12 protein-coding genes and 1 pseudogene are annotated in these 18,823 nt (G+C 71.8%); 4 read left to right on the top strand and 9 right to left on the bottom strand.

What is annotated here, in order from left to right; genetic code table 11:
* Nucleotides 1-1,173 carry an aminotransferase class V-fold PLP-dependent enzyme gene (locus tag OR600_RS02815; RefSeq protein ID WP_204407307.1) on the bottom strand — a complete coding sequence of 391 codons (1,173 nt, stop codon included), beginning with the start codon at nucleotides 1,171-1,173 and terminating at the stop codon, nucleotides 1-3.
* Nucleotides 1,174-1,489: 316 nt separating this feature from the next.
* Nucleotides 1,490-2,378, bottom strand: a pseudogene (locus OR600_RS02810) (uracil-xanthine permease family protein).
* Between the two features lie 329 nt (nucleotides 2,379-2,707).
* On the opposite strand from OR600_RS02810, the gene OR600_RS02805 reads away from it, so the two are divergent.
* Complete coding sequence (locus OR600_RS02805) at nucleotides 2,708-3,967, top strand: M20 family metallopeptidase (RefSeq protein ID WP_135978681.1); 1,260 nt, start codon at nucleotides 2,708-2,710, stop codon at nucleotides 3,965-3,967.
* A 119-nt stretch (nucleotides 3,968-4,086) separates the two neighbouring features.
* On the opposite strand, the gene OR600_RS02800 is transcribed toward OR600_RS02805, so the two are convergent.
* Together OR600_RS02800 and OR600_RS02795 are read right to left on the bottom strand one after the other, a co-directional pair.
* A complete protein-coding gene (locus tag OR600_RS02800; RefSeq protein ID WP_265590612.1) occupies nucleotides 4,087-8,700 on the bottom strand; it encodes a 2-hydroxyacyl-CoA dehydratase in 4,614 nt (1,537 codons plus the stop codon).
* Nucleotides 8,690-9,382 carry a TetR/AcrR family transcriptional regulator gene (locus OR600_RS02795; protein WP_251164046.1) on the bottom strand — a complete coding sequence of 231 codons (693 nt, stop codon included), beginning with the start codon at nucleotides 9,380-9,382 and terminating at the stop codon, nucleotides 8,690-8,692. The genes OR600_RS02800 and OR600_RS02795 overlap by 11 nt, the downstream gene beginning before the upstream one ends.
* A 378-nt stretch (nucleotides 9,383-9,760) precedes the next feature.
* On the opposite strand from OR600_RS02795, the gene OR600_RS02790 reads away from it, so the two are divergent.
* Nucleotides 9,761-10,606, top strand: a complete 846-nt coding sequence (locus OR600_RS02790) for an ABC transporter substrate-binding protein (RefSeq protein ID WP_204407460.1) — start codon at nucleotides 9,761-9,763, stop codon at nucleotides 10,604-10,606.
* 101 nt (nucleotides 10,607-10,707) lie between these two features.
* Here OR600_RS02790 and OR600_RS02785 read toward each other — a convergent pair whose 3' ends face one another.
* Nucleotides 10,708-12,603, bottom strand: a complete 1,896-nt coding sequence (locus OR600_RS02785) for a RecQ family ATP-dependent DNA helicase (protein WP_265590611.1) — start codon at nucleotides 12,601-12,603, stop codon at nucleotides 10,708-10,710.
* Nucleotides 12,604-12,705: 102 nt separating this feature from the next.
* Here OR600_RS02785 and OR600_RS02780 point away from each other — a divergent pair, with 102 nt between their 5' ends.
* Nucleotides 12,706-14,070: a PFL family protein gene (locus OR600_RS02780; RefSeq protein WP_135978685.1), complete on the top strand. Its 1,365-nt coding sequence runs from the start codon at nucleotides 12,706-12,708 to the stop codon at nucleotides 14,068-14,070.
* 100 nt (nucleotides 14,071-14,170) lie between these two features.
* A complete protein-coding gene (locus tag OR600_RS02775; protein ID WP_265590610.1) occupies nucleotides 14,171-15,361 on the top strand; it encodes a serine hydrolase in 1,191 nt (396 codons plus the stop codon).
* A 10-nt stretch (nucleotides 15,362-15,371) separates the two neighbouring features.
* Here OR600_RS02775 and OR600_RS02770 read toward each other — a convergent pair whose 3' ends face one another.
* The 4 genes from OR600_RS02770 to OR600_RS02755 all read right to left on the bottom strand — a co-directional run bounded on the left by OR600_RS02770 (nucleotide 15,372) and on the right by OR600_RS02755 (nucleotide 18,645).
* A complete protein-coding gene (locus tag OR600_RS02770; protein WP_135978687.1) occupies nucleotides 15,372-15,845 on the bottom strand; it encodes a DUF3021 domain-containing protein in 474 nt (157 codons plus the stop codon).
* A gap of 11 nt (nucleotides 15,846-15,856) precedes the next feature.
* The gene (locus OR600_RS02765; protein WP_135978688.1) at nucleotides 15,857-16,297 is read right to left on the bottom strand and encodes a LytTR family DNA-binding domain-containing protein; all 441 of its coding nucleotides are present in this window, start codon (nucleotides 16,295-16,297) and stop codon (nucleotides 15,857-15,859) included.
* A gap of 123 nt (nucleotides 16,298-16,420) precedes the next feature.
* Complete coding sequence (locus OR600_RS02760) at nucleotides 16,421-17,374, bottom strand: DNA/RNA non-specific endonuclease (protein ID WP_265590609.1); 954 nt, start codon at nucleotides 17,372-17,374, stop codon at nucleotides 16,421-16,423.
* Nucleotides 17,371-18,645 carry a DNA recombination protein RmuC gene (locus OR600_RS02755; protein WP_251164042.1) on the bottom strand — a complete coding sequence of 425 codons (1,275 nt, stop codon included), beginning with the start codon at nucleotides 18,643-18,645 and terminating at the stop codon, nucleotides 17,371-17,373. Before OR600_RS02755 ends, OR600_RS02760 begins: the two co-directional genes overlap by 4 nt.
* Nucleotides 18,646-18,823: the final 178 nt, after the last annotated feature.

Below are 18,823 nucleotides of genomic sequence, written 5' to 3'. Positions count from 1 at the left end.
TCAGCCCTCCTCGGAGGCCATGGCCGCGAGAGCGGCGAGGGCCGCGTCCACGTCGGCCTCGGTGGTGAACGCGCCGAACGAGAAGCGCACGGCGCCGGTGTCGGACGTCCCGAGCGCCCCGTGCATGCGGGGGGCGCAGTGCAGCCCCGCGCGCACCGCGATGCCGTAGGTCTCCTCGAGCTCGTCGGCGGCCTCGGAGGAGTCCCAGCCGTCGAGGTTGACGGCCACCGCGGCCCCGTGGTCGCACGTGACGCCGTCCAGCGTGGAGAGGTCGTCGGGGAAGTCGCCGTAGACCGTCACGCCGTCGATGGCGCGGAGCCCGGCCACGAAGCGGCGCACGAGGGCGAGGTCGTGGGAGTGGACGGCGCCGACGCCGCGCTCGAGCAGCCAGTCGACGCCCGCGCCCAGGCCGGCGATGCCGTGACCGTTGAGCGTGCCGGCCTCGAGGTGCTCGGGGTAGGCATCGGGTTGGTGCGGGAGGGACGAGGCGATGCCCGTGCCGCCGCTCAGGACGGGCTCCACCTCCACGCCGGGCGCCACGATGAGCCCGCCCGTGCCCTGGGGGCCGAGGAGCGCCTTGTGGCCCGTGAAGGCCACGAGGTCGGCGCCTGCCCGCTCCATGGAGAAGGGCACCGAGCCGGCCGTCTGGGAGCAGTCCACGAGGAGCAGGGCACCCGCGGCGTGGGCCACCTCGGCGCAGGCGGCCACGTCCACCAGGTTGCCGGTGAGGTTGGACCCGTGGGTGACCGCGACGAGCCGCGTCCCGGGCACGCACAGCCGCTCGAGGTCCGCCAGGTCGAGGCGGCCGCGCCTGTCGGCCCGCCAGAACGAGAGGCGCACGCCCTCGGCGCGCTCCAACCGGTAGAGGGGGCGGAGCACCGAGTTGTGGTCCCAGTCGGTGGCCACCACCGGGTCGCCGGGCCGCACGCAGCCCAGGATGGCGATGTTCAGGGCCTCCGTGGCGTTGGCGGTGAAGACGACGCGCTCGGGGGAGTCGCTGCCCAGGAGCCGCGCCAGCGAGACGCGTGCGTGGGCCACGGTGCGGGCGGCACCCAGCTCGGCGTCGCCGGCCCCCCTCCCGGAGCTGCCGAGGTTGCCCATGGCCTCCACCACGGCCTCGGCCACGCACGGCGGCCGGTCGTGGGACGTCGCCGCGCAGTTGAGGTAGATCATGGAAGCCCGTCCTCCCGCTAGGTGCGTCGTACCCCTCTGGTCTACCAGAGGCGGACGGTCCCCTGCGTGCCGCGTCCCGCGTCTCCGCCATGCCGCCACGCATGGCCGGTGCCGCGGCCACGGCGACGGGAGGACGACGCTCGGCGCCAAGGACCGCCGAGAGACCTTAGACGGCAGGTGTGAGCGCTGTCAATGCACCTGGTTGCCTTTATCGTGCCGTCAGGCGTCCCTACCGCCGAAATGGGGCAACCGGCCGCGCGCAGGTGAGCAACCGGTTGCCATTATCCGTCCGACATCTGCAGCGACGGCCCACTCATCATGGGTGGGCCCGGCACGGGGCCCGCTCCCGGCGCCCCTGGGCGCGGTGCCCCCAGGCGCCCGCCGCGAGCCTCGGGCCGCCGGCCGGCGAGCCGCTTCCGGGCGCGCCCTCCCCCGCCGGCTCGACCTCCTCGCGCCCCGGGAGCACGAGGTTGAGCACGATGGCCGTGATGGCGGTCACCACGAGCGAGGACGAGCCGAGGACGCCCTGGGCCCACTCGGGCACCCCGGGGCCGGCCAGGGCGCCGGAGGTGAGAGCGATGCCCATGCCCAGGGCGACGGAGAGGCCCGCGACGGAGGCCGTGCGCTGGGACAGGCCGTTCTTGGTGAGCAGGCGCACGCCCGTCATCGTGATGGTGGCGAAGACGTTGATGGTGGCACCGCCGATGACGGCCTTGGGGATGCCCGGGAGCACGAAGGCGACCTTGGGCATGAGGCCGGCGCAGAGCATGATGAGGCAGGCGGCCACCATCACCTTCTTGTTGATGACCTTGTTCTGGTTGACGATGCCGATGTTCTGCGAGTACCTCGCGCTCGGCGGGCTCGCGGTCGAGGGCGCCGGCGCAGGCGCCGTTGAGGTCGCCCACGATCTGCACGGCACCCACGACGAACACGATGGAGAGCGAGGCGATGGCCGCCGGCTGGAACTCGAGAGAGAAGGGCGTGAACGCGGGGAGCGCGAACCAGGCCTCGCCGGCCAGCCCGTCGAACGACACCATGCCCAGGGCCAGGGAGAGCCCGTAGCCCACGAGGAGGCCCCAGAAGAGCGAGCCGAGCTTGAGCACGCCCTTGCCGAAGTTGGCGAAGGCCACGCACGCCACGAGGGTGACGGTGGCGACGAGCCAGTTGCGGGCGCTGCCGAAGTCCTCGGCCCCGGTGCCGCCCATGCCGGCGACGGCTGTGAGCGTGGGCACGTAGGCGAAGGCCGCGCCCATGAACACGGGCAGCCCCGACCCGAGGTGGCCCACGAGGGGGTGGCTCTGGATGAGGCTCAGGACGCCGGCTTGTTGACTCCCTTACTTTTTGTCTGGTTTTCAGCCGTGACCGTCGGTGAGCGGCACCGTCCGCGGGGGCGAGCGGCATCAGGGTCATGGAGAGCCTCCGCAACCGGTCGCCGACCGGGACCCGCGGCCCGGGGTCCCCATTGGGTACGAGGTCCCCCGGAGAGCCACCGAGAAAGGGCGGCCCGCTCGAGGGCCACCGGGAAAGGAACGCCATGGAAGGCCGGGAAGAGGCGGAGCTCTGCGCAGGGCTCGTGCGGACCGAGAGCACCGACCCCGGCACCTACGAGGGTGCGCTGGAGGCACAGGTGAGGGCGTGGCTCGAGGGGCGCGTGCGCCGCGCCGGGCTGGGAGACGTCGTCCGGTTCCGCGAGCTCGAGGCGCTGCCGGGGCGCCCGTGCCTCTCGGCGTGCGTGCCGGGGCGCGACGGCTCGTGCGAGGGGGCGCTCGTCTTCTGCTGCCACATGGACACCGTGGTGGTGGGCGACGGCTGGTCCGCCGACGTGGACCCCTTCGGCGGCGAGGTGCGCGACGGCCTGCTCTACGGCCGCGGCGCCTGCGACATGAAGGGCGGCCTCGCCTGCGCCCTGCTGGCCTTCGACGACCTGCTGCGCTCCGTCTCCCAGGCCCGCTGGGAGGCGGGATGCCACGGCACCTGCGTCTGCTCCGGCGACGCCCCGTCCGCCGACGACCGCTCCTGGCTGCCGAGAAGGCCCCTCATGATGCTCCTGACCGTGGACGAGGAGGACTTCATGCGCGGCATCGAGGCCGTGCTCGACGCCGGCTGGCTGGACGACGGCTGCTGGGTGGTGGACACGGAGCCCACGGACGGCCGCGCGCGGGTCTCCCACAAGGGGCGCACGTGGTTCGAGGTGGACGTCCGCGGCCTGACGGCCCACGCCTCCACCCCGTGGGAGGGCGCCGACGCCGTGGCCGCGGCGGCGGAGTTCGTGTGCCGGCTGCGCTCGTCGGTGCTCGCGCTCCCCGAGCACCCGGAGCTCGGGCGGAGCACGGTGACGTTCGGGCAGGTGGAGGGCGGCTACCGCCCCTACGTGGTGCCCGACCGCGCCCACCTGTGGATCGACATGCGCCTCGTCCCGCCGGCGGACACCGCCCTCGCGGAGCGGCTCGTGGCCGACGCCCTGGCCGGCGCCGCCGAGGCGGTGCCGGGGGCGGACGGCTCCTACACCGTCACCGGCGACCGCCCGCCGGTGGAGCGCGACCCGGACTCCCGCCTGCTGGCGGCCCTCGAGGGGGCCTCGGAGGCCGTGACCGGCTCGCCGGCGCCCGTGGACGTCTTCACCGGCTACACCGACACCGCCGTCATGGCCGCCGCCACCGGGAACCTCGAGTTCCTGAGCTACGGCCCCGGCAGCCTGGAGGTGGCCCACAAGCCCGACGAGCACGTGCCCGTGGCCGACCTCGTCAGGGTGCGGAGGGTCCTCTCGGCCCTGGCGGCGGACTGCTGCCTCTGACCCACCCGGGCATCGGGCCCCTGCGGCCCGGAGACGGCGAGGGGGCCTCCCGAGACGCCTCGGGAGGCCCCCTCTCGCCGATACGCGCCTAAACCCGAGCGGCCCGACGGGCGCCGCCGTCAGTCGCGAACGGCGCCCTCGTGACGCTCGGCCCGCCCGGCGGCCCGCTCGGCCGCGGCAGCGCGCTCCGCGGCCTCTGCCTCGGCCTGGGCGATGAGCTCCAGCTGCTCGCGGGAGAGGTGGATGGGCTCGGCCGCCGTCATGTGGCCGTGGCAGAGCGACGTGGCGTGGCGCGGGGCGGCGTCGAGGTCGAGGCCCACGGTCGCCCCTCCCCCGTTCTTGAAGTTCTCCTTGGCCACGCTGATCATGAGCTTGATGCGGTTGAGCTGGTTGACCTCGGAGGCGCCGGGGTCGTAGTCCACGGCCACGATGTTGCTCTCGGGATGCATCTGGCGCAGGCGCTTGATCACCGACTTGCCCACCACGTGGTTGGGCAGGCAGGCGAAGGGGCTCGCGCACACGATGTTGGGGCAGCCCTCCTCGATGAGGTCGCACATCTCGGCGGTGAGGAGCCAGCCCTCGCCCATGGTGTTGCAGAGGGAGAGGATCTCCTCGGCCTTGGCGGCCATGTCGAAGATGTCGGGGTACGGCTGGAAGCGTGTGGTCTCCTCGAGCATGCGGTTGATGGGCGCGCGGAAGGCCTCGATGGCCTTGATGCCCGCCATGTGGGTGGCGCGGCGCCTCATGGAGCTGCCGAGCTCGCCCCTCATGTTGATGGGGCTCGTGAGGCCGAAGAGGAAGAAGTCCACGAGGCCGGGCACCTGGGCCTCGCAGCCCTCGGACTCGATGACCTTGACCACCTCGTTGTTGGCCGTGGGGTGGAACTTGACGAGGATCTCGCCCACCACGCCCACGCGGGGCTTGGAGCGGTCGTTGACCAGCGGCAGGAGCTCGAACGCATCGATGGTGCGCTGGCACAGGCGGTAGAACGACCTGCGGTCCATGGTGGGCATGGCCCGCTCCGCCTCGTCCATGATGAGGGCGAACAGGGCGTCGGCGCTGCCGGGCTCCTCCTCGTAGGGGCGGCAGCGGTAGAGCAGCTGCATGATGAGGTCGCCGAAGAGCAGGGCGTAGAGGGCCTTGACGATCACGGCGGGCTTGAGCAGCTCGAAGCCGGGGTTGTCCTCGTCGAGGCCGCCGGCCACGGCGAGGCTGATCACGGGGATGTGGCCGTTGCCGGAGTCCTTGAGCGCCTTGCGGATGAGGGCGATGTAGTTGGTGGCGCGGCAGCCGCCGCCGGTCTGGGTGATGAGGACGGCCGTGCGGTCGAGGTCGTACTCCCCGCTCTCGATCGCCTCCATGATCTGGCCGGTGACCAGGATCGACGGGTAGCAGATGTCGTTGTTCACGTACTTGAGACTGGCGTCCACGGCGCCGCGGTCCACCGACGGCAGCAGCACCATGTTGTAGCCCGCCGCCTTGATGATGGGCTCCACGAGGGCGAAGTGGATGGGGGCCATCTGCGGCACGAGGATGGTGTAGCCCTCCTCGCGCATCTCCTCGGTGTAGCGGGGCTTGGGGAACGCGGCGCTGCCGGCCTCCCGCTCCACAGGCACGGCGTCGGCGCCGAACTCCTCCTCTAGCCCGGCGCGCTGCTCCTCGAGCGCGGCCATGAGGGAGCGCACGCGGATGCGGGCGGCACCCAGGTTGGAGACCTCGTCGATCTTGAGGCAGGTGTAGACCTTGCCGGACGCCTCGAGGATCTCCTGGACCTGGTCGCAGGTGAGGGCGTCGAGGCCGCAGCCGAAGGAGTTCAGCTGGATGAGGTCGAGGTCGTTGCGGCCGGCCACGAAGCGCGCGGCGCGGTAGAGGCGGGAGTGGTACATCCACTGGTCCACCACGCGGATGGGGCGCTCGGGGCGGGTGCGGTGCGCCACGGAGTCCTCGGTGAGCACGGCGAAGCCGAACGAGGAGATGAGCTCGGGGATGGCGTGGTTGACCTCGGGGTCGTTGTGGTACGGGCGGCCGGCGAGCACGATGCCGTGGGCGTCGTTGCGCTCGACCCAGTCAAGCGCCTCGTCGCCGGCGTCGGCCATGGCCTGCTTGAAGTCGAGGTCGGCCTGCCACGCGGCGTTGACGGCGGCGTCCACCTCGGCGCGGGTGATGTGGGCGCCCCGCACGCGGCCGCGGCCCTCGGCGGCGTCGGCCTCGCGCTGGACGGAGACCACCTCGTAGAGGCGCCGCTTGAGCTCCCGCCTGTCGTCGTAGGGCAGGAAGGGTGCCAGGTACTCCACGGAGGGCGAGGAGAGCTCGTCGACGTTGAGCTCCAGGGCCTGCGGGTAGCTCATGACGATGGGGCAGTTGTAGTGGTTGCCGGCGGTCTCGTCCTCCTGGCGCTCCCAGCGCACGCAGGGCATCCAGATGAAGTCGACGTCCTTGCCCAGCAGGTTCATCACGTGGCCGTGGGAGAGCTTTGCCGGGTAGCAGACGGACTCCGAGGGCATGGACTCGATGCCGGCCTCGTAGGTGGCCCTGGTGGAGTCGTCCGACGGCACCACGGCGAAACCCAGCTCGGTGAAGAACGTGTGCCAGAAGGGGTAGTTCTCGTACATGTTGAGGGCGCGCGGTATGCCCACGGTGCCGCGGGGCGCCTCCTCGCGGGACCAGCCCGGACGGTCGAACAGCAGGCGGTTCTTGACCTCGAAGAGGTTGGGGGCGGTGCGCTTGGCCTTGGAGCCGCCGGCGCCCTTCTCGCAGCGGTTGCCGGTGATGAAGCGCCGACCGCCGCCGAAGTCGTTGATGGTGAGCAGGCAGTTGTTGGAGCAGCGGCCGCAGTGGGCGTTGACATGCCTCACCTCGAGGTTGTCGATCTCATCGCGGGAGAGCAGCGCGGAGGCGCCGTCCTCCCCGGCGCGGTCGCGGGCGAGGAGGGCGGCGCCGTAGGCGCCCATGCACCCGGCGATGTCGGGGCGGATGGCCGTGCGGCCGCAGAGCTGCTCGAAGGCGCGCAGCGTGGCGTCGCTCATGAAGGTGCCGCCCTGGACCACGACCTTCCGGCCGATGGACCCGGCGTCGCGCATCTTGATGACCTTGAACAGCGCGTTCTTGATGACCGAGTAGGACAGGCCCGCGGCGATGTCGCCCACGGTGGCGCCCTCCTTCTGGGCCTGCTTCACGCGGCTGTTCATGAACACGGTGCAGCGGCTGCCGAGGTCCACGGGGGCCGTCGCGCCCACGGCCGCGGCGGCGAAGTCGCGCACGTCCATGCCCATGGAGTCGGCGAAGCTCTCGATGAACGAGCCGCAGCCGCTCGAGCAGGCCTCGTTGAGCATGATCGACTCGATGACGCCGTCGCGCACGCGCAGGCACTTCATGTCCTGGCCGCCGATGTCGAGGATGAACTCCACGTCGGGCACGAACGCCTTGGCACCGCGAAGGTGGGCCACGGTCTCGATCTCGCCGGAGTCGGCCTTGAGGGCCTCGATGAGCAGGGCCTCGCCGTAGCCGGTGGTGGTCACGTGGCCGACGGTCGCGCCCTCGGGCAGTGCGTCGTAGAAGTCGTCCATGATGACGCGGGCGGTGCCGAGCACGTCGCCGTTGTTGTTGCCGTACCAGGTGCGCAGGAGCTGGCCGTCCTCGCCCACCATGGCGGCCTTCATGGTCGTGGAGCCGGCGTCGATGCCGATGAACACGCGGCCGCGGTAGCCCTCGAGGCTGCCCTTGGGGACCACCTCGGCGCCGTGGCGGGCGCGGAACTCCTCGAGGGCCCCCTCCGTGGCGAAGAGCGGGGGCAGGCGCTCGACCTCGGAGCCCTGTGTGGAGCCGAGGGCGTCGAGGGAGGCGATGACGTCGTCGAAGGTGACGAGCCTGTCGCTCTCGCCGGCCATGGCAGCGCCGGAGGCCACGAAGAGGTGGGCGTTCTCGGGCACCACGCGGTGCTCCTCGTCGAGGTCGAGGGTCTCGTAGAAGCGCTCGCGAAGCTGGGAGAGGTACTGGAGCGGGCCGCCGAGGAAGGCGACGTAGCCGCGGATGGGGTGGCCGCAGGCCAGGCCCGACACGGTCTGGTTGGCCACCGACTGGAAGATGGAGGCGGCGATGTCGGCCGGCGCGGCGCCCTCGTTGAGCAGGGGCTGGACGTCGGACTTGGCGAAGACGCCGCAGCGACTCGCGATGGGGTAGATGTGCGTGGCGTCGCGGGCCAGCTCGTCGAGGCCGGTGGCGTCGGTGTGGAGCAGCGACGCCATCTGGTCGATGAACGCGCCCGTGCCACCGGCGCAGGTGCCGTTCATGCGCTGCTCGATGCCGTTGTCGAAGTAGATGATCTTGGCGTCCTCGCCGCCGAGCTCGATGGCGCAGTCGGTCTGAGGGATGAGCGTCTCGACGGCGCGCTTGGAGGCGATGACCTCCTGGACGAACTCGAGGTCGAGCCACTGGGCCAGCAGGAGGCCGCCGGAACCGGTGATGGCCACGCGCATGGGGGCGCCGCCCACGTGGGCGCGGGCGCGCTCGAAGAGCTCCTTGGCCGTGGCGCGGATGTCGGTGTGGTGGCGCTGGTAGTTGGCGTAGACCAGCTCGCCGTCGGCGTCGAGCACGGCCACCTTGACGGTGGTGGAGCCGACGTCGATGCCGAGGCGGAGGTCGGTGCCGGAGAGGTCCAACGGCTCGGCAGGAGCGAGCTCGGCGCCCGTCTCCACCAAGTGGTACCTGCTGTTTTCCGTGGCGTTATGACTCATCTGCGTCCTCCAAAGAAGCCATGAGGGCCAAGCCGTACATGGGGATGTTCATGTCGTAGGAGCTGCCGTACAGGTCGCCGGGGCGCACGAACATGAGCAGGGTCATGAGGCGGGCCATCGCGCCCACGGGCTCGGCCATGCCGCCCTGGAGCCACCGCTCCAGCACACCGCACTCCGCGCTCACGGCGAAGGTGACGTAGTAGTCGAAGAAGGCGCCGAGGGTGCGGCCGTCCAGGCCCTCGAGGGCCCGGGACGCGAAGGCGTCGTGGAGGGCGGCCTTGAGGCGCTGCATGAAACTGGGGTCGCCGCCGGGGCCCAGGAGCGGGACGAGCAGCGCGCTGCGGTCCCTGAAATAGGAGAGGAGCTCCACCGACCCGGGCACGGGCTCCAGGGCGTCGCAGGCCGAGAAGACCTGATCGAGGTGGTTCTCGGCCACGGCCTCGGCGAGGCGCACGACGTCGGCGAGGGTCTCGTCCTCCACCTCGGCCACGAGGTCGTCGATGGAGCGGTAGTGGGCGTAGAAGGTGCGTCGGGTAAGGCCTGCGCGGTCGCTCACCGAGGTGACCGTGACCCGGGCGAGGTCCCCCTGGGCCACAAGGTCGGCGGCGAGGGCGTCGCGGAGAAGCTCCCGGGACCGCACGCAGCGCGGGTCGGCGGCGTTGGACTGGCTGGTTCGGGGCAAGGGCACTCCTGACCGATTTTGTATACATGGTGTGCAATACTGCACGGTCCGTGAAGTATTGCACATACCGTGCAAATGGTTCCCCAAAAATCGCCGCGGCATACCAGTGCCCGCCGTCCCACCACCCGTCCCACCACCCCACCCGTCCCACTTCTGTCCCAATGGTCGGGCACTTCTGTCCCAGCCGCCCGGGGCCTCCGACCGTTCGGAGGATATCTATGCACTCATTCGCGTATTCATTCGGACAATGTGTCAAAAATCGTGTATTAGGCCACTTTCTATAACAAGACTGTTTCAAGGTGCCCCTTTAGGGGAGCCCTCCCCCGCACCCGTGTCAGCATCCTCCTCACGCCCGACGCGACAGCACAAGGAGCAACCATGAAGAAGAAGCCCCACCTTTCCACCGTGCTCGGCTGCATGCTGGCAGCCGTGCTCGCCGTGACCCTCGCGGCCTGCGGCGGCTCGCCCTCCCCGTCCGGCTCCTCCGCCCAGGAGCCCGACACCTCCACGACCGATGACTACGCGCTGGTCGAGGACGGCAAGCTCACCATGATCTCCAACTTCTACTTCCCGCCCTTCGTCTCGATGAGTGCGGAGAACGGCGGCGACTTCGAGGGCTTCGACGTGGACGTCTACAAGGCGGTCTGCGACAAGCTCGGCCTCGAGCCCAACATCCTGCCCTCCGTGCAGTTCGACACCATCGTCCCCACCATCAAGCAGGGCGGCAAGGCCGACGTCTCCATCGGCGCGGTCACCATCACCGACGAGCGCCTGGAGGAGGTCGACATGACCGACCCCTACATGGACTCCAACCAGGCCATCGTGGTCAAGAAGGGCGCCACCGCCACCGACGTGGACACCCTCAACGTCGCCGGCACCCAGGTGGCCGTGCAGTCCGGCACCACCGGCGAGTCCTGGGTCAAGGAGAACCTGCCCAACGCCACCTGCGTGCCCCTGGACGACATCATCCAGTGCCTCACAGGCCTGCAGAGCGGCCTCTACAACGCCGTGGTCTGCGACCTGCCCGTGGCCCAGTACGAGATCAAGATCGCCTACTCCGACCTCGAGGTGACCACCGAGATCCCCACCGGCGAGCAGTACGGCATCGTGGTATCCAAGGACAACCCCGGCCTCACCGAGAAGATCAACCAGGCCCTCAAGGACCTCGAGGACGACGGCACCATGGACCAGCTCGAGCAGAAGTGGTTCGGGACCACGCTGTAAGGCCCCTCGCCACCCGGAGCCCGGGTCCTCGCATCAACGGAAGCGCTTGGAACGCCCGCCCGTATCCGACGATACGGGCGGGCGTTCCCGTGCGGCCGCCTTCACCCCGCGGCCTGGCGCACCGCCTCCAGCAGCTCGTCGCCGTAGCGCTCCACCTTGCGGCGGCCCATGCCCGGCACCTCGAGGAGCTCCTCACGGGTGGTAGGACGCCTGCGGCAGATCTCCTCCAGGCAGGCATTGGTGGCCACGACGTAGGCCGGAGAGTCCCCGGCGAGCTCGCGGCGCACGTCGCGCAGGCGCTGGAAGAGCGCCTCGTCCACGGGACCGCCCCCCGAGCCGAACGCCCTCCCCCGGCCAGGGGCGCCGGGGGCGGCCGACGCCCCGCGGGCCCCGGGGGCCAGCATGAGCGGCTCCCGGCTCTGCAGGTAGGCGGAGCCCTCCTCGGTGAGGTACAGCACCGGGCGCTCCTCTGCGGTGAAGGCGAGCAGCCCGCGGTCAACCAGCACGTCCACCAGCCGGTCCACGCCGGCGGTGCCCACCGACGCGAGCAGCCCGTAGGTGGAGAGGCGGTCGAGGCCGCGGTCCAGGATGTCGACGGAGCGCGAGCCCGTGAGCACGGCGCTCACCCGGGCGCGACCCTGGAGGCGCCCCTGGCACTGCAGCCGGGCCACGCAGGAGAGGACCTTGAGGGCGTCGGTGGTGCGGTCCTCGTCGGCCGTGCCCGCGGCCGCCCGGGCCTCGGCGTCGCGGCACACGCCGCAGGCCTCCACGCCGGGCCCGCAGCGGTCCGGGGCCTCCTCGCCGAAGTACGCGAGGATCCGCTGCCGCAGGCACCGCTCGGACACCGCGTAGCGGCGCATGGCCTCGAGCCTGGCGTAGGCGGCCTGGAGCCGAGCCTCGGCCCCCGGGTCGCCGTCGGAGGCCTCGGAGCCGTGGGAGATGAGGAACCGCGCCGTCTGGAGGTCGGCCTCCCGGTAGAGCAGCACGCACTCAGCCGGCGAGCCGTCGCGCCCCGCGCGGCCGGCCTCCTGGTAGTAGGCCTCGAGCGTGAGGGGCAGCGATCGGTGCAGCACGTAGGAGACGTCGGACTTGTCGATGCCCATGCCGAAGGCGTTGGTGGCCACGACACAACAGCATCGGTCATGGGTGAAGTCGTCCTGGGCCTGGGCGCGCTCGGACTCGGCCATGCCGGCATGGTAGCGGGCGGCGCGGACCCCGGCGGCCCTGAGCGCCTCGTGAAGGGCGTCCACCTGCTTGCGGGTGGCGCAGTAGACGATGCCCGAGGTGTCGGCGTGGGCGCGCACGTAGGAGACGACCCAGTCGGTGCGCCGACGCTCGTTGGGGAAGCGCTCGCAGGAGAAGGCCAGGTTGGGACGGTCGAAGCTCGCCACCACGCGGAGGGGGTCGACGAGCCCGAGCGACGCCGCGATGTCGGCACGCACGGCGTCGGTGGCCGTGGCGGTGAGCGCGAGAATGGCCGGGCGCGAGCCCTGGGCGGCGGCCACCGCGTCGACGGCGTCGCGGATGCGCAGGTAGTCGGGGCGGAAGTCGGCGCCCCACTGGGAGATGCAGTGGGCCTCGTCCACGGCCACGATGGGGCAGCCGCGGCGTGCCACGGCGGCGGCGAGGCGCGGGTCCCCCAGGCGCTCGGGAGCCACGTAGAGGAGGTCGAGGTCGCGCGCGACGCGGGCGAGGACGTCGGCCTGCTCGGCGGCCGAGAGCGTGGAGTTGAGGTAGGCGGCCTCCACGCCGCAGGCCTCGAGGGCGGCCACTTGGTCGGCCATGAGGGAGATGAGCGGCGAGACCACCACGGCCACACCGGGCAGCAGGATGGCCGGCACCTGGTAGCAGATGGACTTGCCGGCGGAGGTGGGCATGACGGCGAGGGCGTCGCGGCCGTCGAGGGCGGCACCGACGACCTCGCGCTGGTGTGGCCTGAACGAGTCGTACCCGAAGACGTCCTTGAGCACGTCCTCAGGCGTGGACGCGTGGGTCATGGGGCTCCTCTCGCCGGGTTTTGCCGGGCCACCCAGTGTAGGCCATGGGGGCCGCGCCCTCGTATACAATGGCGGGACCGCAACGCCGAGAACGGAGGCCCCATGTCCATCACGCCCGAGGAGGTCTTCGAGACCCTCAACATGGTCTCGCAGCAGAACCTCGACATCCGCACCGTCACCATGGGCATCTCCCTAGGCTCGTGCGCCGACCCCTCCATGGACGCCCTCTGCTCCAAGGTCTACGACCACGTGTGCCGCACGGCGGAGCGCCTCGTCCCCGTGGCGGAGTCGTTGGAGCGCGAGTACGGCATCCCCATCATCAACAAGCGCGTCTCGGTGACGCCGGTGGCCCAGGTGGCCGCGGCCTGCCCCGACGAGGACCTCACCCCCGTGGCCCACGCCCTCGACCGCGCGGCGGAGACCCTCGGCGTCGACTTCATCGGCGGCTTCTCGGCCCTCGTCCAGAAGGGCGTGGGCGACTCCGACCGCCGCCTCATCCAGTCCATCCCCGAGGCCCTGGCCGGGACCTCCCGCGTCTGCTCGAGCGTCAACGTGGCCACCCTGCGCGCGGGCATCAACATGGACGCCGTGCTGCTCATGGCCGAGAAGATCTTCGAGTGCGCCGAGCTCACCCGCGACGAGCAGTGCGTGGCCGCCTCCAAGCTCGTGGTCTTCGCCAACATGGTGGAGGACTCCCCCTTCATGGCCGGCGCCGTCCACGGCACGGGCGAGGCGGACGCCGTGATCAACGTGGGCGTCTCGGGCCCCGGCGTCATGGCCGCCGCCCTCGAGCAGCTGCCCCCCACCGCGAACCTCGACGAGGTGGCCGAGCGCATCAAGGAGACCGCCTTCAAGATCACCCGCGCCGGCGAGCTCATGAGCCGCGAGGCCGCCAGGCGGCTCGGCGCGGCCAAGGGCATCGTCGACCTCTCGTTGGCCCCCACCCCCGCCGTGGGCGACTCCGTGGCCCGCATCCTCGAGATCATCGGCGTGGGAGAGTGCGGCGGCCCGGGCACCACGTGCGCCCTGGCCCTGCTCAACGACGCCGTCAAGAAGGGCGGCGTCATGGCCAGCTCGAGCGTGGGCGGCCTGTCGGGCGCCTTCATCCCGGTGTCGGAGGACGCCGACATGATCCGCGCCGCCCGCGACGGCGCCATCTCCCTCGAGAAGCTCGAGGCCATGACCTGCGTGTGCTCCGTGGGCCTCGACATGATCGCCGTCCCGGGCGACACCACGGTGGAGGCCCTCGCCGGCATCATCGCCGACGAGATGGCCATCGGCGTCATCAACAACAAGACCACGGCCGTGCGCATCATCCCCGCCATCGGCAAGGAAGCGGGCGACACCCTCGTGTTCGGCGGCCTCTTCGGCGAGGCGCCCGTCATGGCGGTGAACCCCCACGCCGGGACCGTCCTCGCCCACCGCGGAGGCCACTTCCCCGCACCGCTCAACAGCCTCAAGAACTAGTTCCGGGGGACAGGCCCTGGCGACGGCCCGCCGTCCGACGCTATGCTGTGGCCCCGAACAGGCGCCGCACACGACAGGCGCGAGGCCCGGGGAGGTTTCCATGGCCCGAACTCCGAGAGCGCGGCCGTCCGCTGACGGCGGGTGCCCCGGCCGCGGGGGGACCCGCCGCACGGGCGGCCGCGAGCCAGCGCCCCACGGCCGCCCCACCGGCGACAGGCGCCGCGGCACCACACCGGCCCACGGCAGGCCCGCGGCCGACGCGCGCCAGGATCGGTCCCACGGCCGTGGCACGGTGCGCGCGCTCCCCGGGGCCCGCGCGCACCGGGACCTCATGGGGCCCGGCACCCGTCGCCGGCCGTCCTCCCCCCTCCTCAGGAGCGCCCTCGGCCGCCCCGCCGCCCCGATGCGCGTCCTGCTCTGGGCCGCGGCCGCCGTGGCCGTGACGGCCGTGGCGCTCGTGGCATCGTGCGTGGCCGGCAACGCCGAGACCGCCCGCCTGGCCCCGGCGCGCACGGCGACGATGTCCGCCGCGGCCGCAGGCCCCCACGACCTCCTGCAGGGGGCGGCCTCCACCGCGGCGGCGGCCTCCGACCTCACCCAGGCGGTCTCGGCCATCCAGGACCGGGGCGACACCGTGGGCTGGTACCTCTGCACCACCGACGGCACGGTCATCTCGGCCCACAACGAGGACACCGCCTACTACGCGGCCAGCGCCATCAAGGGTCCCTACGTGCTCTCGGTCCTCTCCGACGGGGGCTCCGGCGCGCCCGGCGCCCTCTCCGGGTCCGTGGCCAGCGCCATCGTGGACTCCGACAACAACTCCTACTACCGGGTCAAGAGCGCCTTCGGCACCGACAGGATAAACGAGTGGCTCGAGGCCGCAGGCTCCGCCGAGACCCTCGACGAGGACGTCGGCTCCTACGTGGACCTCACACCCCGCCAGCTCGCCGGCCTCTGGGTGCAGGCCTACCCCTACATCCAGGCACAGGACGCCGAGGGGGACACGTTCGCCGCGTCGGTCTTCTCGGGACCCGCCAACAGCGTCATCCCGTCCCTGGAGGGCGTCACCGCCAGCTGGTCCAAGCCCGGCTGGATCGCCGTGGAGTCGGAGTCGTCCACCGTCAACGCCGGTGTGGTCGAACGCGGCGACACGGCCTACGTCATCGCCGTCATGACCGACGACGGGGACGACTTCGAGCGCCTTGACCGGGTGGTCGTGGCCCTGGACGCCATCGGGCGGTTGGCCGTGACCGAGGCGACCGGGCAGGTGGCCGTGACCGAGGCGGGATAGCGGCGCGCGCTCAGAGGCGCCCGCCCTTCCAGCGGTCGAGGTGTTCGGCGAGGCGGCGCTCCTCAGCGCGCTCCCGCACTGTCTGCGCGACGCAGCCCGCCACGAGGCCGCCCAGGTAGAACGCCGTGAACATGACCCAGGCCCCGGGACGGTCCACGGGGAACCAGCGACACGCCGCGGCCACCCAGGCGAGCAGCCCGTAGAACCCCACCCCGAAGAGCAGCACGCGCACCGGGTATGGGACGCCCCGGATGAGGACGTCGGTGAAGAAGACCGCCTGGAGCACAGCCCCCGCGGCCGAGGCCGCCAGGAGCGACCAGCCGTAGGCCACCCCCGCCGCGCCCGCGGCCGTCCCCACCGCCAAGGCGACGGCACACGCCACGGTGAAGATCACACAGGCCCTGACCGCGACCGCCGAGAGCACCGACGGCCACGACGGGCGCTCGGCCCCGTGGGGGGCCCGGTCGTTCCTATCCGTTGCCATGGCTTGCCTCCTCACTCCATGCCGAGGGCGCGCTTGAGCGGTCTCACAAAGCTGCGCGAGACCTGGAGCTCCTCGGCGGTGTCGAGCACGGCGCGGAGCCGGCCGTTGATGTCGGGGCTCAGGGCGGCCACGTGGGAGAGGTTCACGATGCACGACCTGGACGCCCGCACGAAGCCGACGTCGCCCAGGCGGTCCTCGAACTCCGCGAGGGTGAGCCGGCTCTCGAGCACCCGGTCGGCCGTGTAGGCGAAGCAGCGGCGGTCGACCGACTCCACGAAGCGCACCTCGGAGGCGGGGGCCACGTAGGTGGTCCCGTCCTCTACGCCCACCACGGTGCGGTCGAGGATCCTCAGGCGCGCGACAAGGTCGGCGACCTGCTGGTCGAGCCGGGCGCAGCCGATGCGCACCACGGTCTCGGTGAACGCCGGGTCCTCGACGATCTCGACCCTCATAGGCCCTCCCTTCCTCGGAACCCACGGTGCCACGGACGCGGCCCGGGACCCGCGGCACCGGCGCGAGGCGTCGTCACGGGCACGCGAGATGCACCCCGGCGGCCCGTGGTGCAGCGGCGCGGCTCACGGGTTGCAGGTGCCGCAGGGCTCGTAGCCCTCCTCGAGGAGGTCGGAGCGGTCGCCGGAGAAGTCCTCCAGGTTGATCGCCGACGCCGAGGAGAGCCCGGGGCAGTCGGGCCGGTGGAACCGCCTCGAGCGCACGTTGAGCACGTAGTCACCCCGCTCGGTGCCGCCCGCCGGGGGCAGCGCCGCCACGGCCTCCCCGCGGGCGCCGTCGGCCTCCGACTCGCCGGTGGCGTAGTCGATGGAGACGCCGGGCTCCACGTTGTGGCAGAAGACGTCGAACGACAGCTCGCCGTCGCCCTCCACGCAGCGGGCCTCCAGGCGCACGCCGCGGCAGACCTCCTCGTCGCCCACGAAGACGGGCGTGGCCCGGTAGAGCACGTGGTGGGACGTCCTGCGCACGTGGTCGGCCACCGAGGTCTCGTAGGGCACCATGGACCCCGCGTTCATGGTCCGGGTGCCGGTGACGAGGTTGCGCTCGTTGGCGTCCTCGCCGGTGAGGCTCCAGGCGATGAGGTGGCAGCGATTGTAGAGCATCTCGCCGTCCACCCACGGGTAGCTCGCCTGGCGCCAGCCCGTGGGGCGCACCTCGGAGATGGCCCCGCGCTCGCCGGTGGGCATGGTCTGCTCGCACACGTTGGCGTAGGCGGCGCCGCAGCGGCCCTCGCCGTCCAGCGGCGCGTAGTCCTCGAAGGCGTCCGTGCGGCCGTCGTCGGCACCGAAGTCCGCCTTGCCGTCGCCCACCGGGACCACGAGGTCGCCCTCGAAGACAGGCACGCCCTCGATCCGGCCGTCCGCCGAGAGGCCCACGGGCTCCGGCTGCGGGCGGAGCAGCGCGCCGGCCCGCCAGGCGAGGCCGGTGCCGGGAGGGAGCAGGACCGCGGCGAGGGCGACGAGGCAGACGGCCCAGACGAGCCGCAGCCGCCCGTGGCGCGCCGTGCGGCGGCGGCTCACAGCCCCTCCCCGCCGTCCCCGTCCCCGGCGCCCAGAGCGTCGGCGGGTGCCGCGGGGGCGCCGTCGGTGAGGGTCACGGAGCGCAGGGTGCGCTCCATGGCGTTGGTGCGGGTGGTGATGATCTTGTCCACGGCGTCGCCGGCGAGGTCGATGCGGCGCTTGGCCTGGCGCAGGGCGTCCTGGTAGCGGGGCAGCTCGGCGCGCACGGCCTGGAGCACGGCCATGACCTCGTTGGTCTGGCGCTGGAGGGCGAAGGTCTGGAACGAGAGCTGGAGGCTGTTGAGCAGCGCGGCCATGGTGGACGGGCCCGCCACCACCACGGAGTGCTCGCGCTGGAGCCGCTCCACGAGGCCCGGGGTGGAGACCACCTCGGCGTAGAGGCCCTCGAAGGGCAGGAACATGATGCCGAAGCCCGTGGTGGCCGGCACGGCCAGGTACTTGGAGGAGATGTCCCTGGCCTCCTGGCGGATGCGTGCCTCCAGCTCCTTGCGCGCCTTGGCCGCGGCCTCGGCGTCGCCCGCCCCCTGGGCGTCCGCGAGGCGGGCGTAGAGGTCGCCGGGGAACTTGGCGTCGATGGGGAGCAGGACCGGGTCGCCGCCCTCCACGGGCACCTTGACGGCAAACTCCACGCGGTCACGGCTGCCGGGCTTGCAGGCCACGTCGCAGGCGTACTGGTCGGGCGCCATGACCTCGGACAGGATGGCGCCCAGCTGCACCTCGCCCAGGATGCCGCGGGTCTTGACGTTGGAGAGCACCCGACGCAGGTCGCCCACGTCCGACGCCAGGGCCTGCATGGAGCCGAGGCCGCGGTGGACCGACTCCAGCTGGTCGCTGATCTGGCGGAACGACGTGGCCAGGCGGTCGTTGAGGGTGCGCTCGAGCTTCTCGTCCACGGTGGCGCGCATCTGCTCGAGCTGGCGCGCGTTGTCCTCGCGGATGGAGGAGAGCTGCCCCACCACGGTGTCGGTGGTGCGGGCCAGCTGCAGGCCCACGGTGGACGACATGGCGTCGAGGCGGCCGTCGACGGAGCTGAGCCGGGACGCCACGTCCTGACGCAGGGCCTCCATGGAGCGCAGGCCCTGGCCCTGGGCACCGTCAACGCGGGCGAGCGACGAGGCGAGCGAGCCGGCGTCGTCAGCCTGGCGGCGCCCGAGGTCGGACACCGCGGCGGCAGTGGAACCGGCAGCCCGGGCGGCGCGGGTGGCCACGAGGCAGGCGGCCACGGCCGCGGCGGCGGCCACGACGGACAGGAGCAACACGAGGACGTCCATGGGACCCCTTTCGCGACGGTTTGAGGGTCTGCCCATCATGGCACGGACGCGGCGGGGCGCAGTGCGCCAAAAGGTCCCACCCAAAATGAACCTGATTGATTCCTGTAATTTTACTTCTATACTGATGGACAGGACCTCCCTCCCCCTTTCCCGAAGGGCCTCCTTGGAGCCCGGGCGC

It is taken from the genome of Granulimonas faecalis, assembly GCF_022834715.1.
Taxonomy (GTDB): Bacteria; Actinomycetota; Coriobacteriia; order Coriobacteriales; family Atopobiaceae; genus Granulimonas; species Granulimonas faecalis.
This window is presented reverse-complemented; position numbering and strand designations above follow the sequence as displayed.

Excerpts from the sequence above, each read along its gene's own strand:
- OR600_RS02770 (WP_135978687.1), bottom strand. The coding sequence starts at position 15,845 with ATGGCAACGGATAGGAACGACCGGGCCCCCCACGGGGCCGAGCGCCCG.
- OR600_RS02800 (WP_265590612.1), bottom strand. The coding sequence starts at position 8,700 with ATGAGTCATAACGCCACGGAAAACAGCAGGTACCACTTGGTGGAGACG.
- OR600_RS02755 (WP_251164042.1), bottom strand. The coding sequence starts at position 18,645 with ATGGACGTCCTCGTGTTGCTCCTGTCCGTCGTGGCCGCCGCCGCGGCC.
- OR600_RS02780 (WP_135978685.1), top strand. The coding sequence starts at position 12,706 with ATGTCCATCACGCCCGAGGAGGTCTTCGAGACCCTCAACATGGTCTCG.
- OR600_RS02815 (WP_204407307.1), bottom strand. The coding sequence starts at position 1,173 with ATGATCTACCTCAACTGCGCGGCGACGTCCCACGACCGGCCGCCGTGC.
- OR600_RS02790 (WP_204407460.1), top strand. The coding sequence starts at position 9,761 with ATGAAGAAGAAGCCCCACCTTTCCACCGTGCTCGGCTGCATGCTGGCA.
- OR600_RS02805 (WP_135978681.1), top strand. The coding sequence starts at position 2,708 with ATGGAAGGCCGGGAAGAGGCGGAGCTCTGCGCAGGGCTCGTGCGGACC.
- OR600_RS02785 (WP_265590611.1), bottom strand. The coding sequence starts at position 12,603 with ATGACCCACGCGTCCACGCCTGAGGACGTGCTCAAGGACGTCTTCGGG.
- OR600_RS02765 (WP_135978688.1), bottom strand. The coding sequence starts at position 16,297 with ATGAGGGTCGAGATCGTCGAGGACCCGGCGTTCACCGAGACCGTGGTG.
- OR600_RS02775 (WP_265590610.1), top strand. The coding sequence starts at position 14,171 with ATGGCCCGAACTCCGAGAGCGCGGCCGTCCGCTGACGGCGGGTGCCCC.